Here is a 13,636-nt window from a genome sequence, read left to right as displayed (position 1 = left end):
TTCCAAATCATATGAAAACAAAAATAAGAATAGCCCTAGCTGCCCTCATAGTATTTACTTCATTCGCTGCAATGGCGCAAACATTACCACAGACCGCAAAGTCTTATCTTCAAAAAAAATTTCCAAAAGAAAAAGTCAGCCGGGTCGAACGTGATGACAATAAATACGAGGTACATCTCAGCAGTGGTTACGAACTTGAATTTAGCAGTTCAGGGAAAATCTTAGAATTGGATGGAAATGGAAATATGATACCTGCAAGCATCCTGCCCGCCAAAATAAATGCTTACTTAAAAAAAAATTATGAAGGCGAAAAAACAGAAAAAATCGAACTCGAGTCAAACGGTTATGAGGTCAGTCTTTCTAATGACTTAGAAGCGAAATTTGATAAGTCGGGAACTTTTAGGAAAACTGATAACTAAGTATAAAATAACACATGAAAGCTCAAACAATCCGGACAGCAACCTTTCCGGATTGATTGTAGCTTTTGACATATCTATATAAGGCAGTATGCTTCACAATCGCAATTAATCACATCTTTTAGTTATAATGACAACAAACAATAAAATCCCTTTACATGAACATTACGCGATCATCAAACACCTGATCAGGTGGACAGTCCTGGTTTTACCGGTTGCTGTTGTAATTGGTAGCATTGTCGCTTTGTTCCTTGGGTTACTTAATCTGGCAATTCATTTTCGTTTTCAGCATACCTGGCTACTTTTTCTGCTACCGCTATCCGGGATAGTTATTCATTTCATCTATCAATCTGTCGGTAAATCTTCTGAAAAGGGAAATAATTTGATTATGGATGAAATTCATAGTCCAGGTGGCGGAGTTCCCAGCTATATGGCTCCTGTAATTTTAGTGACTACGGTAATTACTCATTTGTTCGGTGGTTCAGCAGGAAGAGAAGGTACTGCTGTGCAAATTGGTGGCAGTATTGCCGGTATAGCCAGCAGATTGCTTAAACTTAATGAAACCGACACCAAGGTGCTTCTTACCGCAGGAATTGCGGCTGGATTTGGCGCTGTGTTTGGTACACCACTTACCGGTGCCATATTTGCATTAGAGGTGCTGGCTATTGGAAGAATAGAATATAAGGCCTTATTACCAGCACTAATAGCCAGTATTGTTGGTGATTTAACTGTTTCAGCCTGGGGCATTCATCACACTGCCTACCATATTGATGTGATTGCTAAAAGCGCCTATTTTTTATCAGCATACTTACCAATAAATCTTTTACTGCTTGTTAAGATTATCTTTTCATCAGCTTTATTTGGTCTGGCAAGCTACTTATTTGCAATAATGGTACATCAAATAAAGGGCTTCTTCTTAAAGGTTTGTAAAATAAAATGGCTGATTCCAGTTTTAGGTGGCTTAATTATTATCGGGCTAAGCTATGCCATTGGGAAACCGGATTATTTAAGCCTGGGTATTGATGCAGAATATCCGGGTGCAGTAACCATTCCATCTGCTTTCCAAACTGGCGGGGCAGATACTTGGAGCTGGTTATGGAAGACCATTTATACAACTTTGACCCTTGGAACAGGATTTAAAGGTGGTGAGGTAACCCCTTTATTTTATATTGGCGCAACATTAGGCAATGCACTTTCGACCTTATTAAATGCTCCAGTTAGTTTGTTTGCTGCCCTTGGATTTATTGCAGTTTTTGCTGGTGCAACTAATACACCCCTTGCCTGTACGATTATGGGTATAGAACTTTTTGGTAGTGAATACACCATGTTTTTTGCGGTAGCCTGTTTTACAGCCTATTTTTTCAGTGGCCATTCGGGTATATATTCTTCACAGCGTATTGCGGTACCCAAAATATTTACGGGAACATAAAATATTGCCTTATCCTGTTCCGGTAAATTATCATAAAAAGGTGAAATTTTCATAAGACCCTTGACCAATGCAGTCAGCAACCTGTAACAAAAAACAACGCTTAAATTTTAGGTTTAAGTCATAAACTGCACTATTATGGTATATCGACCGTTTTCATTCCTCTCTTTTTTAAAGCATCAAGTACAGCAAAGAGAAAACAGCTCCTCAAAAAACGAAATTACTACTTACTTGTACTCTCTGCAATAAGAGATGAATATCGTTCCAGAACATTGATAAAGCAGTACTGCCAGTAGAACTCGGCTCCATTTACTACAGTAACTTATTGTATCAGCTTTTGCAGATGCGCTGAAGCCAAAACAAATATTACCTGTACATGATGTTTATGCAAAATACCTTTTTAGAACAACGCTATAAACTTATAGCGAGCATTTTGAAATTCCGGTATTATTTTTCACAAAATAAGCCTACCCGGAGATGTTATTGATATATGATGAATTTAACTTCCTATGTTGTTTTAATAAGGTAGAGCAATAAAAGTATACTGGCTATGAAAACTAAAGCGGTTAAAACTTTAACAAAAAGTGTTGAGTGGTAATACACCCCCTGATTCAGTTGTTCTTTCGTTGAATTATATCTTAAGTAAGAACAAATGATAGTAATTGCTCCCAAGGCAACTAGAAAAATCCCGATAATGCGGGAATCTCCGGTTTGGTGCAGTGGTACTTTACTCCCCAGTGCAGCACTGATCTGCTTGATAAATAGCGAGAATTTCATTACCACGAAACCAAATCCCATGATACCAATACTGGTTCTGATCCAGGCCAAAAATGTTCTTTCATTAGCCAAATGGTCTCCTGCATGCTGTTTGGTATTTTCTTGTTCTTGAATTTTCATCTTGTTCTGTATCGGTATATAAGCAACATATTTTGCATGTTATGTCAATATCGATGCCAGTTTGGAGATGATAACCCTGGTATCCCGGATGCAAGCAAGCCTGTTTGATTCAGTGCCGGCAGGATAGCAGGTAACTGCAATTTCTTCGATAAACGATAAGCCTGATAGGTCAATAGATTCTTTAACCTCTTGTTCAATGCTTTTCATTAGGATCATGATTAATCGGGGTTGATATGTTCTGATTTTATGAGCTAATTGCTCTATTCCACCCTGCCTTTGGTTCTTTCTGATTTTCACTGACGATTTATCAATAGGTGTACAAGTTAGATGTTCCAAAAAGCATCCAGTGCCCTTAAAGAACTGCAAAAAATCTTCTACAGATTTAAAATCGCCAAATACCTCACTAAATGCAAGATAAATTGTTCGAAACAGATTAGTATTTCCCAGGTAAAAATGTTTATCGCCACCTCCAGGAGCTTCAGAAACAAAGAGCAGCAGCACTTTAGCTGGCTGATATTTCCTCGAAATTTCGGTAACACTATACATTGTAGTTGTAGCTTTTAGCGAAGCGCATAAATAGTTCCGCCAGAGCGTCCGGCTGACCATGAAGCTGAATGAAATGAAACGGCCTTTCGATAACCATATCCTTGATATCTATGATGCGGCATTCATTGTTCTTGAGCTCTTTCAATATGGAGTGGATAGATAAAAAAGCCAGGCATTTGCTGTGAATCAGATAGGATTTAATGCTTTCGGTACTACCTAACTGCATTTCTATATTTAAGTCCCCCACCTTTATCCGGTGTGCTTTTAAAGCATATGCAATAACATCTAGTGTACCAGAACCAGGTTCACGAAGTAATAAATCATAATCCTTCAACTCATTCGGTTTGATTATTTCCTTTTTCATGGCATAATTGTGACCAGAACACACCAACACCAGCTCATCTTTTAGATATTGTTCGTATTTAATCTGTGGGTTCCGGGAGATGCCTTCAATGATTCCAAAATCTATTTCCTTAGCAATCAAACGCTGCTCTACATCTTCTGTATTTCCGGTAACCAGTTGGATTTGTATATCCTTAAACTTATTGTGAAACTGTGCCAATACAGGTGGAATGATATATTGTGCCACAGTACTGCTGGCACCAATCCTCAATATTCCTTTATGCTGTTTAGTAAGTAGATTCATATCATATTCCAGTTCCCGGTAGGTTCCAAAAATCTGTTCTGCGTAATGCAACAATAATTCGCCGGCTGGGGTGAGGCTGATTTTTTTGTTTCCACTGCGTTCAAATAATGACATTTTGAACTCCTGCTCTAATTCTTTAATGTGTTTGGTTACAGCAGGCTGACTGATAAATAACTCTGCCGAGGCCTTTGTAAAATTCAGCCTTTTAGCGACAGCATAAAATACTTGCAAACGGAAATCTATCATACACGGTTTTAGTAGATAAGCTAAGATACAAACAATTTGTTTCAACAGGTACTGACATCATAACCTTATGTTATCATCAATAACTTTTTATGCTTTTTCTGATGCGTAGAATAAATGCACATTTGTAACAGAAAAACATTGGTTATGAATAAGGAATCAAAAGAAAAAGAAATCAGACAAGCACTTATATATACAGCCAGGACAACGGCTATCATTGCGATTCTATTTGTTGCTTGTGGAACTATTTTCATCTGCACTTTATTCTTTAATGGGCAGCCAGATGTAGAATTGACAGCAAAAACCAAACAGGATGTGGAAACCGGTATAGCTGCTGTTAAAGTCAAAAGCCAGGTTGTACCTGCTGATGCCTGGAAAGCGCCTGATGAAAATACGATTCCGGCGGACACCAAGTACGGCCAGATGATTAGGTATGGCAAAGAATTAATAGCACATACGAGCAAATATTTTGGGCCAAATGGATCCATAGCCCGTATTACAAATGGTATGAACTGTCAGAATTGTCACCTCGAGGGTGGAACCAAACTGTTCGGAAATAATTATGCTGGTTTTATTTCCAGTTTTCCTAAAATGAGTGGCAGATCAGGAAAGGTTGAACCTGCATCGGCACGTATTGCAGAGTGCTTCAATCGAAGTCTTGCAGGCAAAGTACCAGACGAATCTAGTAAAGAGATACAGGCAATGCTGGCTTATATGAAATGGCTTGGAACTGGTGTAAAAAAAGGGGAGAAAGTATTTGGAACGGGAACCGAAAAATTAAAATACCTGGATAGGGCAGCGAATGTCAAACATGGAGCGATTTTATATACCAGTAAATGTCAAAGTTGTCATGGTGCAAAGGGTGAGGGAATACTCGATGAAGACAAACTAACTTATGTTTATCCGCCATTATGGGGCAAACACAGCTACAATGATGGCGCAGGGATGTATAGACTCAGTAACTTTGCGGGGTTCGTAAAGAACAATATGCCATATGGCGCCAGATATGGAGATGCGCAGTTAAGTGATGAGGAGGCCTGGGATCTCGCTGCTTTTGTGAACTCACAGCCAAGACCACATAAAGATCAAAGAAAAGATTACCCTGATTTGTTAAAAAAACCTTTTGATGCGCCATACGGACCATATGCCGACAAATTTTCTGAAAATCAGCATAAATATGGTCCATTTGCACCAATTGTAACCTCCGAAAAACAAGTAAAATTAACAACTAAATAAATTATCAAAATCTAAAATCATGAAAAAAATAACCTTAATCTGTACATTATTTTTGCTGATCGCAGCAACCTCGGCCACTTTTGCCCAAACTACACCTGCTAATTTTACAGGGGCAAAAGCCACCCTTAAAAATTATAAGGCACTGTATGTAATCAATAACGGTGATGAGAAAAAGATTGCAGGAACACTTCGAAACCTAAAAAATGCACTCGACGATCCCAGGTTAAAAGGGAAAATCAATGCAGAACTTATTGCCTTTGGAGATGGCGTAGCTGTTTACCAGAAGAACGGATCTTTTGAAAAAACATTATTAGAACTGCAGTCCAGAGGAGTAATTCTTGCACAATGCGAAAATACCGTCAGAGAAAGAAAGATCGAAAAAAATACCTTATTTGATTTTATCAGTTATGTACCCAGCGGCAATGGTGAAATCATCATCCGTCAATATCAGGGATGGGCAGTTGTACATCCTTAAACCAAATAATTAGAAAATCATGAAATATATAAATCACACCTTTTTAGCCACAGTTGCATTTTTATTGCTTTGTGGAAATGTTAAGGCCCAGGATCATCGCTTTGATCCGCCCTGGAATACTCCACCTGAAAGTAAAGTTCAGTTCACAGTACCTGGAGTAGACAATGTGCCTGATCTTTTTGGAGACATTAATGATCCCCAACTGGTGGTTTTCTTTGCCGGTAACCAGTTTATGTGCATTGACGAATTAATTGCAGCCTTTAAAAAGTCATATCCACAGTATCAGCGGGTATTTGCCGAAACGCTTCCCCCAGGCATTTTAGCCCAACAAATAAAAACCGGTAGCATTGTGGTGGGCAACATGAGAATTACCTTAAAGCCGGATGTTTATACAGCTGGTAAGAACCGGATAGACATGACCCCTGAATGGTTTAGCAAAACGACTTTATATGCTAGAAACAGGTTGGCAATCATGGTCCAAAAGGGAAATCCGAAGGCATTGAAGTCACTCAAAGATTTAGCAGATAAAGAGCTGAGGATCAGTATGCCAAATCCAGAAAATGAAGGGATTGGTAAACGTATTGAAGAAGCCTATCTGAAAGCTGGAGGAGAAACATTAAAATCTACCATCATGGAAGATAAAGTTAAAGATAAGACTACTTATCTTACCATGATCCATCATCGCCAATCACCAATGAGGATCCTATACAATGAAAGTGACGCCGCTCCAGTATGGTATACTGAGGCCTACTATCAGAAAATGATTGGCCATCCTGTTGAGCTCATTGAAATTCCTGAAAAAGAGAATATCCATGCGCAATATATAGCCGGACAGTTAAAAGATGCGCCACATCCGGCCGCTGCAAAAGATTTTATGGATTTTTTGATCAGTCCGCAGGCTGCTGCCATCTACAAAAAGTTTGGTTTTGATTTACCTTAAACATAAACACAATGAAAAATATATTTTTAACCATATTGTCAGTCGTTGCTGTAGTGACCATTGGGAATGCACAAATTCCAAATGATACTTTATATGTCTATGGTCCCGGTGGGCCGCTCGGACCGATCAATGAATGTGCGAAGGTTTTTGGAAAGCAGCATGATATCGTAATTAAAGTCACTGCCGGGCCAGATAATGAATGGATGCCGGATGCAATGAAACATGCAGATCTGTTCTTTGGAGGAGCAGAATACATGCTTTCAAAATTCATGTCTGACCACCCAAACATGATAGTGGCGAACTCTCGGACAGAGTTATATAAACGTGCGGCAGCGATCCTTGTACGGCCCGGCAATCCTAAAAACATCAAAAATCTGGGCGATCTCTGTAAACCAGGTGTGAAAATTCTTGATGTGAATGGGGCTGGGCAAATGGGGCTTTGGGAAGATTTGGCAGGTCGACAAGATCTGATTGCAAACATACAGCAGCGTATAGCAGGTACATTTGCAAATTCGGCATTGGGTATTGCTGCATGGAAAAATGATCCTCAATATGATGCCTGGATAACATTTGGCTCCTGGCATAACCGTTTACCAGACCTCACCTCAATGGTTAGGATTCCTGTTACACAAACAGTCTATAGAGGTACACCTGTAGTGAGGGGTAGCACTGGTACGCATAAGTCGGAAACTGAGGATTTTATCAAGTTTATGCAATCCGATAAAGGACATCTCATTTTCAAAAAATGGGGTTGGGAATAAATAATGTCTAAAAACTTATCTTCTATAACATGAAGTTATGGAAGATAAGTTTTAATGATTTGATCGGGGTTTATTAGTTATGGATCTTTGAATTAGAAAATAAAGACAATCAAAATCATGACACAAATCAAAGACAATTCAAATTCTTCTAAAATAAAGGCGGGTAACCTGCTAAACTTAAATTTAAACACCCGCAAAATTATCTTCATCCTGGCAGTTTTGCTGTGCCTCTTTCCATTTATGTCGCCTCCTTTAGCCTTATTGCTAGGATTAGTATTGGCGCAACTAATGGAACATCCCTATCTGCATTTAAATCACAAGGCCACAAACCTGCTGCTAAAAATTTCTGTTGTCGGGCTAGGATTTGGAATGAATGTATTCAGTGCAATGAAAGCAGGAAAAGAAGGCGTACTGTTTACCGTAGTTTCTATTTTCGGAGTGCTTATCATTGGTTTTATCCTGGGAAAAGTATTTAAAATAGAACGTAAAACATCTTTTTTGATATCAGCTGGAACGGCGATCTGTGGTGGAAGTGCTATTGCTGCATTGTCGCCTGTAATGAACGCAGAAGAAAAACAGATCTCCGTTGCAATGGGTACTGTTTTTATACTCAACTCGGTGGCCTTATTTCTTTTCCCCGCTATCGGACATGCGCTTAACTTGTCACAGTCACAATTTGGTATGTGGTGTGCCATTGCTATTCACGATACCAGTTCTGTTGTTGGGGCAGCCAGTAAATATGGTGAACAAGCACTACAGATAGCCACAACTGTTAAGTTAGCCAGAGCACTATGGATTGTTCCCGTAGCGTTTGGTACATCTTTCCTATTCAAAAGCAACAATAGCAAAGTTAGTATACCCTATTTTATAGGGCTATTTATCCTGGCAATGATCGCCAACACCTACTTACCTTTTATTAAGCCTTTTGCGCCCTACTTTGTAGCATTAGCAAAAGTAGGCTTAACTTTAACATTGTTCCTGATAGGAAGCGGACTCTCATTTACTATCTTGAAAGCAGTGGGGATAATGCCACTGTTACAAGGCGTAATTTTATGGATAGTAATTTCAAGTGCTGCATTATGGGCAGTTATATCTTTGGTTTAAAATACATTAGTTACTGATCATCACCAGCTTTTTTGAAAGATCATCAATAAGAACCACATGTTTATAATCGGCGCCACCTGTTCCTACACTCTTAATTATCCCCGAGGATTGACCGCTAAAAGCTCCTTTTTCATCGGTCTTAAAAGAATTGATGACATAATCTGCGTTAAACGTATCATTTGAGGAGTTGGTTAACGCTAAAGTATACGAAGTATTTGGCTCGAGTTTTTTAAAGTCCTGTTGGACAAGATCAGTCAAGCCTACGCTTCTTACGTTTAGCATGCCTGATGACATTGAATTATCCTTATTCATCAATTTAATCACCTGACTTTTGTCTGCAAGATTAAGCGGGGTTAAATTTTCTTTTGAGGCATTTGCAGGGCTGGCATTAGCGGCGTACAACAATGCTTGCGGACATTGTCCAATAGCAATGGTTTTTACAACGGCCATTTTTACCAGATCAACCACTTGTACCTGGTCATCATTTTCTAATCCGACATATGCAAATTTACCATCTGCTGAAGTCCAGACGCCATGTGGCAATGATCCTGTCGCAATGCTATCAGTAAGCTTGAAATCTTGTGAAACACTAAATACTTTTAAGCTGTTTTCTCCGCCAATGGTTGCCAGCATCACAGGTGAATTATTAACTAAAGTAAAAGTGACATGGTTGGTAATTGGACCTGTATTTAGTACTGTATGTATAGTATTTGTCTCCGTGCTGATGACAGTGATCTTCCCTACATCCTTATGTGTCAATGCAATCCATTTCCCGTCAGGACTACAGAATATATTTGGAGAAAATGGACTAACTACTGGAATACGCTTTACAATAGCATAAGAAGTTGCATTCACTACATCCACTTCTGCAGTAAAGCTGGAACAAATATAAGCCCATTTTCCATCTGGAGTAAAAGCAACCATTCCCGGGCCGTCGGCTACTGGGATTTGCTTGATTTCAATCAGTTTATTTGCATCAATTACGCTGATATACGATTCTCCTCTTACCGATATCCATGCCTGTGATCCTGAAGGGTTAAAGGTTGCCTCATGCGGTGAACGTCCGATATAAACAGTTTTTAATACTTTATTTTTTGCTGTTGAAATAAAGGTTACTGAATTTGATCCAATGGAAACCGCTGCTAGTAATTGCTTTTTAGGGGAATAACCCAGGCCATGAACCAGGGCCTGTCCCTTATATAGAGGACTTAAGATATCAGGTTGGGGTTTACCAAGAACAATATTTCCTAATAGCGTTTGTGTTGAGGGATCTAAGACAGAAACCGTATTAGATATCTGATTGCCTGTATAAACCCTGTCTTGGGCATAGATTGATTGTGCTTTTGATTGTAGGACAAAACTGGATATAAATAGCGTAAACAAGGATATCTTTTTCATATGTTAATGGGAGGTTGTAAATGTCTTCATTTGTTGGATTTCTATCTGTTCATCTGAGATAATATTCTCGGCCAGTCTTTTTACATTTTTATTTTTTCCATACCGCAACTCAACTTTAGCCATGTCGATGGCAGCCTGATGGTGAGGAAGCATTATTTTTGCAAAGGACAGATCAGTATCCGTCAATTGTTTTTCTTCAGGCATTTGTTCCATCATCACTTTCATCATCTTCTGGTTAGCGTTTTGATGTTGGTTGCCTGTAGCGATAAATCCTTCAGGATGGCTGAGCAGGAGTTGCATTTGCTGAATCTGGGTTTGTTGCTCAGCTTTGATACTTTTAGCCAGCTGAATCATTTCTTTATTTTTTCCGGTCTTAATCTCTTCTTCTGCCATATCAATAGCACCCTGGTGATGTGGGATCATCATTTGTATGAAATCTCTGTCTGCAGATGTGGTAGCTGATATTTCATCCATCTTCATCATCATATGGGCCATTTGCCCAAGGAAGATATTTTTTTTAGTTGCCATTTGCATGTGTTCATGTTGTGCTCGTGCAGAGAAACTAGCAAATAGTAAAAGTATAGACGTGAATCTGATCATGGTTTGATGTAGAATATTAAATGTGATAAACTGTTTATGCCAGACAAGCCTTATGCGATAACCGCAAGATCCTGAAATTTGTTCTTATTGAGCTATATTACATCTACATCAATTGGCGAGATAAAATTAACCATGTAAGTTCTTCTGTCTAAATCATGCTCCATGGGTTGCGTTTTGCCATTTTGATCTGTCGCTCTAGCCATTAAACTATATCTTCCAGTCTTAGCAGGAACCACCCATTCAAATTCAAATAGCCGCCAGGCGAAACGGATAGCAGGACCAATTAATTTTGCTGGTTGCCATGAATTGCCTTTATCCGTGCTTATTTCTACTTTCGATAGGTTACTATCACCTGACCATCCTGCACCCCTTACTTGATAAGGTTTTCCAGCCGGCACCGCTTCAAACAATACCGGCCTTGATATTTCAGACTTAACCAATGTAGTGGTTACGGGCGTCAAGGTAGGTAGTCCTTCAACACGCTTCCAGTAAGCATATTCAATCGTCTGCCAATAGCCATCAAACGGCTTTTCAGATGCAGTAATTTTCATCAGCCATTTCACAGATGCCATACCATACCATCCTGGAATAATTGCCCTTGCCGGGAAACCATGTTCAGCACTCAATGGTTTTCCATTCATTTCATAGGCGATGATGATGTGATCCTGCATTGCTGTTTTTAAAGGAATGCTCCGGGCGAATTTGATTTTCCCTGGTGATTTCGGCTCTTCTGTAATCATCCCCTCATCATTCCCTTCCAAAATAATGTCTACCGTACCCACCTTTATCCCAGCCTTTTTTAACAATACGGATAAAGGTACTCCTGTCCATTCAGCATTGCTGATCCCACCTTGTTCCCATCCTAAACCCTTCACTTTTGGGGCGAGGTTAGCACGTCCGTTTCCGGCACATTCTATAGTAGCCATTACCTTTTTTGCAGGAAGCTTTTTAAGTTCGCTCAGATTGATCTTTATGACCTGATTGGTGTTGCCGCCAATCTCTAATTCCCAATTTGCAGCATCAATATTGGGGATGTTAAAATGACTCCTGATGAAGAACTGGTTATTTGGAGTAATCCTGTTTTTTAACGTAGGAAATGGAAACTCCATATTTAATGGCTTTTTCTCTCGCGTAATAAGTCCTGGAAATTCACTGTCTTGACTGGTTTGTTGAATCTCCTTCGCGGAAGCCCAGGATGGTATTGTCGCACCAGCTATCACCGGGATAATTCCAGTAACAAAATTACGTCTGTTTAACGTGTAGTTTTGTGATGTTTTGTCGTTTTTCATTTCAATAAATGTAAGTGATTACAATATAGCTAAAAATCTCTCATAGGATAACTTATATTCTTCCATTTTCTTGATGGTTGAAAGGAAACATCTGTAGACTTTACTTCATCGCTGGCCTGCTAGAAAAGACATAATAATTCTATAACTGTTTATCAAATACTCATCTCAATTTCTATCAAAAAATGGTAGATTTGTGATAAGCCAAAAAATCTATAGCGTAAATTTAGTCTCAAAAAAGGAAGATATTGTGAAAGTCAAGAACGAAACGGACGCAAATTAAAGAAGTTTCTCATGTTTATAAGTTATAGCGAATTTTGAGTGACAATTAGGAAAGAATTTCTATAAATAATAATATTTGCGTTTTTTATATTTTATTATGATTGACATCAGATTTTTGTGTTAGATTTTATGTAAAATCGACACTTACAGCATCTATACAGGAGTATAAACCATTAACAAAGTTTTATAAATATGATTACCAGATGTACGTTATTGATTTACTTATCTTTGGTATCTCTTTTTGCCGCTGCACAAAGGGTACAAATCTCTGGTAGATTAAAGGAATCAAGTGTTCAGTCCATGTCTTTTGGTCAAATCATTTTAAATGATACCCTCCAAAAGTTTTCAAAAGCATATCTCGCCTCGCCGGAGCCTGGTGAAGGAGCAAAGTTTTCAGAGCATTATAAAGAGTTTTTAAAATTATCTCAGGATACTGTTTATATTGCTAGGCCAAATACGATGCACCGCTTTTCAATAACAGCGGATCTCAAGGATTCTCTCATCTTTAAATCCTATCAACATATTACTCAAAGACATGCGGTATCGGACTTGATAAGGAAGGACTCCGTCGAAATTACTTTACTAAAACAGCCATGCCTGCCATATCAAAACTGTGATCAGCCAGCCGAAAAACTCTACGTTTTTATTGCTGAAAAAATTTCTGTTAATTATGCAAGAGACACTCTGTATTGCGACAGGTTTTCCATGGATTCAAAATTCGACGCATCGTACAAAATCATCAAAAACCTCTATGGTGATTTTAAAGGGGATTCCATAAAATTTACTGCCTATGATCATTACGGAGTGCCAGCGTTCTCCCATCATAAATACGTACTGCTTTTTGTCTCGAAGTATTGTGGCAAGCTGTTTCATGAGAAATACCAATATTTTGATGTCTATCCCACCACAAACGGAAGGTGGGCAAGTCCCGGCGACCCAAGACGCTTCAACAGTTCTGATACCTCCAGAGTGCAAATAGAAAAAATCCCGTTCGGAACACTAAACTTTGATAAAATAATAGACGGCGTTTACCACAATATGACTTTTACCTCTCCATATTTTAAGATAGAGGGAAACTGTGTAGAGCCAATAATGGGTGCCTATGCAGAAGAACTTTTTGAAATTAAGAAAAAAACCGTTCTAAAGGCAAGGGGTTTCTTTTCCGAAAAGCAATAGTCGTAAGATAAGTTAAGACTATTCCCACCGCGAGAATGCCGATCATGATGTGAGCTTGAAACCGCCATCACTTAGCGTTCAAATAACACAGTTTCCATTAAGACTAAATTTGGAGCTCATACATGTGGTATTAACTTTGTCTCAAAAAACTAAGGTTCTAGTGATTCAATTTCAAAAATTTAACTATCTATAATTTCTTATAAA

14 protein-coding genes are annotated in these 13,636 nt (G+C 38.8%); 8 read left to right on the top strand and 6 right to left on the bottom strand.

The genetic code is table 11. From position 1 onward, the window contains the following. The first annotated feature begins 11 nt into the window (after positions 1–11). Both ASE92_RS09205 and ASE92_RS09200 read left to right on the top strand, forming a co-directional pair. A complete protein-coding gene (locus ASE92_RS09205; RefSeq protein ID WP_116170610.1) occupies positions 12–419 on the top strand; it encodes a PepSY-like domain-containing protein in 408 nt (135 codons plus the stop codon). A 127-nt stretch (positions 420–546) separates the two neighbouring features. Further along, on the top strand, positions 547–1,845 hold the full coding sequence (locus ASE92_RS09200) for a voltage-gated chloride channel family protein (RefSeq protein ID WP_056849799.1): 1,299 nt from the start codon (positions 547–549) through the stop codon (positions 1,843–1,845). Between the two features lie 504 nt (positions 1,846–2,349). On the opposite strand, the gene ASE92_RS09195 is transcribed toward ASE92_RS09200, so the two are convergent. Genes ASE92_RS09195 through ASE92_RS09185 form a run of 3 tightly spaced genes read right to left on the bottom strand, consistent with a single transcriptional unit; the run spans position 2,350 to position 4,177 of the window. Further along, positions 2,350–2,739, bottom strand: a complete 390-nt coding sequence (locus tag ASE92_RS09195) for a YidH family protein (protein WP_056849798.1) — start codon at positions 2,737–2,739, stop codon at positions 2,350–2,352. Between the two features lie 39 nt (positions 2,740–2,778). Further along, complete coding sequence (locus tag ASE92_RS09190; RefSeq protein ID WP_056849797.1) at positions 2,779–3,285, bottom strand: hypothetical protein; 507 nt, start codon at positions 3,283–3,285, stop codon at positions 2,779–2,781. Further along, the gene (locus ASE92_RS09185; RefSeq protein ID WP_008245460.1) at positions 3,278–4,177 is read right to left on the bottom strand and encodes a LysR family transcriptional regulator; all 900 of its coding nucleotides are present in this window, start codon (positions 4,175–4,177) and stop codon (positions 3,278–3,280) included. The genes ASE92_RS09190 and ASE92_RS09185 overlap by 8 nt, the downstream gene beginning before the upstream one ends. Positions 4,178–4,321: 144 nt before the next feature. Here ASE92_RS09185 and ASE92_RS09180 point away from each other — a divergent pair, with 144 nt between their 5' ends. From ASE92_RS09180 to ASE92_RS09160, 5 genes are all read left to right on the top strand, one after another. Beyond that, positions 4,322–5,410, top strand: coding sequence for a c-type cytochrome (locus tag ASE92_RS09180; protein WP_008245462.1), 1,089 nt, complete (start codon positions 4,322–4,324; stop codon positions 5,408–5,410). A 19-nt stretch (positions 5,411–5,429) separates the two neighbouring features. Beyond that, the gene (locus ASE92_RS09175; protein ID WP_056849796.1) at positions 5,430–5,885 is read left to right on the top strand and encodes a DsrE family protein; all 456 of its coding nucleotides are present in this window, start codon (positions 5,430–5,432) and stop codon (positions 5,883–5,885) included. A 19-nt stretch (positions 5,886–5,904) separates the two neighbouring features. After that, complete coding sequence (locus ASE92_RS09170) at positions 5,905–6,825, top strand: substrate-binding domain-containing protein (RefSeq protein ID WP_056849795.1); 921 nt, start codon at positions 5,905–5,907, stop codon at positions 6,823–6,825. 11 nt (positions 6,826–6,836) lie between these two features. Beyond that, positions 6,837–7,586 (top strand): substrate-binding domain-containing protein, encoded by a 750-nt coding sequence (locus ASE92_RS09165; protein WP_008245473.1) that lies wholly within the window; start codon positions 6,837–6,839, stop codon positions 7,584–7,586. Between the two features lie 117 nt (positions 7,587–7,703). Further along, complete coding sequence (locus ASE92_RS09160) at positions 7,704–8,690, top strand: YeiH family protein (protein WP_056849794.1); 987 nt, start codon at positions 7,704–7,706, stop codon at positions 8,688–8,690. 6 nt (positions 8,691–8,696) lie between these two features. Here the strand turns inward: ASE92_RS09160 and ASE92_RS09155 are convergent, their stop codons facing one another. The 3 genes from ASE92_RS09155 to ASE92_RS09145 form a co-directional block, all read right to left on the bottom strand. Further along, positions 8,697–10,088 (bottom strand): beta-propeller fold lactonase family protein, encoded by a 1,392-nt coding sequence (locus tag ASE92_RS09155; protein ID WP_056849793.1) that lies wholly within the window; start codon positions 10,086–10,088, stop codon positions 8,697–8,699. A 3-nt stretch (positions 10,089–10,091) separates the two neighbouring features. Further along, positions 10,092–10,688: a DUF305 domain-containing protein gene (locus ASE92_RS09150; protein ID WP_082454996.1), complete on the bottom strand. Its 597-nt coding sequence runs from the start codon at positions 10,686–10,688 to the stop codon at positions 10,092–10,094. A 92-nt stretch (positions 10,689–10,780) separates the two neighbouring features. Continuing rightward, positions 10,781–11,977, bottom strand: a complete 1,197-nt coding sequence (locus ASE92_RS09145) for a sulfite oxidase (protein WP_056849791.1) — start codon at positions 11,975–11,977, stop codon at positions 10,781–10,783. A gap of 471 nt (positions 11,978–12,448) precedes the next feature. Here ASE92_RS09145 and ASE92_RS09140 point away from each other — a divergent pair, with 471 nt between their 5' ends. Further along, positions 12,449–13,432 carry a hypothetical protein gene (locus ASE92_RS09140; protein WP_157255697.1) on the top strand — a complete coding sequence of 328 codons (984 nt, stop codon included), beginning with the start codon at positions 12,449–12,451 and terminating at the stop codon, positions 13,430–13,432. Positions 13,433–13,636: the final 204 nt, after the last annotated feature.

Origin of the sequence: Pedobacter sp. Leaf41 (assembly GCF_001422545.1) — a bacterium.
Taxonomy (GTDB): Bacteria; Bacteroidota; Bacteroidia; order Sphingobacteriales; family Sphingobacteriaceae; genus Pedobacter.
This window is presented reverse-complemented; position numbering and strand designations above follow the sequence as displayed.

Coding starts and splice junctions, on each gene's coding strand:
- ASE92_RS09185 (WP_008245460.1), bottom strand. CDS start 4,177: ATGATAGATTTCCGTTTGCAAGTATTTTATGCTGTCGCTAAAAGGCTG.
- ASE92_RS09205 (WP_116170610.1), top strand. CDS start 12: ATGAAAACAAAAATAAGAATAGCCCTAGCTGCCCTCATAGTATTTACT.
- ASE92_RS09190 (WP_056849797.1), bottom strand. CDS start 3,285: ATGTATAGTGTTACCGAAATTTCGAGGAAATATCAGCCAGCTAAAGTG.
- ASE92_RS09150 (WP_082454996.1), bottom strand. CDS start 10,688: ATGATCAGATTCACGTCTATACTTTTACTATTTGCTAGTTTCTCTGCA.
- ASE92_RS09155 (WP_056849793.1), bottom strand. CDS start 10,088: ATGAAAAAGATATCCTTGTTTACGCTATTTATATCCAGTTTTGTCCTA.
- ASE92_RS09175 (WP_056849796.1), top strand. CDS start 5,430: ATGAAAAAAATAACCTTAATCTGTACATTATTTTTGCTGATCGCAGCA.
- ASE92_RS09160 (WP_056849794.1), top strand. CDS start 7,704: ATGACACAAATCAAAGACAATTCAAATTCTTCTAAAATAAAGGCGGGT.
- ASE92_RS09145 (WP_056849791.1), bottom strand. CDS start 11,977: ATGAAAAACGACAAAACATCACAAAACTACACGTTAAACAGACGTAAT.
- ASE92_RS09140 (WP_157255697.1), top strand. CDS start 12,449: ATGATTACCAGATGTACGTTATTGATTTACTTATCTTTGGTATCTCTT.
- ASE92_RS09200 (WP_056849799.1), top strand. CDS start 547: ATGACAACAAACAATAAAATCCCTTTACATGAACATTACGCGATCATC.
- ASE92_RS09170 (WP_056849795.1), top strand. CDS start 5,905: ATGAAATATATAAATCACACCTTTTTAGCCACAGTTGCATTTTTATTG.
- ASE92_RS09195 (WP_056849798.1), bottom strand. CDS start 2,739: ATGAAAATTCAAGAACAAGAAAATACCAAACAGCATGCAGGAGACCAT.
- ASE92_RS09165 (WP_008245473.1), top strand. CDS start 6,837: ATGAAAAATATATTTTTAACCATATTGTCAGTCGTTGCTGTAGTGACC.
- ASE92_RS09180 (WP_008245462.1), top strand. CDS start 4,322: ATGAATAAGGAATCAAAAGAAAAAGAAATCAGACAAGCACTTATATAT.